Annotated in this window: 3 protein-coding genes; all 3 read left to right on the top strand. The window is 68.0% G+C overall.

What is annotated here, in order from left to right; translation table 11 throughout:
- On the top strand, window positions 1-201 hold a 201-nt coding region (locus F2Q65_RS19585; RefSeq protein ID WP_246156404.1), incomplete at its 5' end, for an H-NS histone family protein.
- Between the two features lie 149 nt (window positions 202-350).
- Window positions 351-827: a LexA family protein gene (locus F2Q65_RS19275; protein ID WP_211354123.1), complete on the top strand. Its 477-nt coding sequence runs from the start codon at window positions 351-353 to the stop codon at window positions 825-827.
- Between the two features lie 9 nt (window positions 828-836).
- The coding region (locus F2Q65_RS19270) for a Y-family DNA polymerase (RefSeq protein ID WP_484421973.1) at window positions 837-982 on the top strand (146 nt) is incomplete at its 3' end.

Below are 982 nucleotides of genomic sequence, written 5' to 3'. Positions count from 1 at the left end.
TTGCTCGGGCGCAAGCGCGGCAGTGTCGCCCCGATCAGCGGCAGCTATTACGTCGACCCCGACGACCCCAGCAACACTTACAAGCGGGGCCCGCTGCCGCGCTGGCTCAAAGAGAAGATGCTCGCCGCCGGCCTGGACCCTGAGTCCAAGCAACAGCGCGACGACTACAAGGCCGACCACCTGACCTTCGTCAGCGCCTAAGCCGCTAAGCAGACCCCCTGATCAGGATCCCGGATCAGGGTCCCGGATCGGATCCCCCGATCCGAACCAAAAACCGGGGTACTGTTGATATCGACAGTACCTCGGTTCTACCGTATCCTGCGGGCATCCCCGACCCGCACGGATACCCCATGCGCGCGCTCCACCTCCACCGCTGCCCCAGCCGGGGCCAGACGACTGCCCAGTGGCTCGGCCCGCTGCCGCTGCCGGGATCGACACCCCGCGTCCGCCTGCCGGTGATGCGCTGGCCGGTGCAGGCCGGCTTCCCGTCCCCGGCGGAGGACGACCAGGAGCCGGCCATCGACCTCAATGCGCTGCTCGTGCCGCACCCCGAGGCGACCTTCCTGCTGCGCGTGCGCGGTCACTCCATGACCGGCGCCGGCATCGACGACGGCGATGTACTCCTGGTAGACAAGGCCCTCACCCCCAGCCATGGGCGCATCGTCATCGCCGTGGTCGACGGCGAGTTCACCGTCAAGCGCCTGCATCTGAGCGGCGATGGCGTGCGCCTGGAGGCGGCCAACCCGGACTATGCCCCGATCCGCTTCCAGGACGGCCAGGAGCTGCAGGTCTGGGGCGTGGTGACGCGCGTCATCAAGACCCTCTGAGGCCCAGCCATGCCCCCTGTCATTGGCTCCCCAGAGCCGCGCATTGCCCTGGTCGACTGCAACAGCTTCTATGCCTCTTGCGAGCAGGTGTTCCGCCCGGACCTGCAAGGGCGCGCCGTGGTGGTGCTGTCGAACAACGACGGCTGCATCGTCGC

This window comes from Thiohalocapsa marina, from assembly GCF_008632335.1.
Classification (GTDB): domain Bacteria; phylum Pseudomonadota; class Gammaproteobacteria; order Chromatiales; family Chromatiaceae; genus Thiohalocapsa; species Thiohalocapsa marina.
The sequence above is the reverse complement of the archived record's forward strand: the minus strand, read 5'-3'. Positions and strand labels throughout refer to the sequence as shown.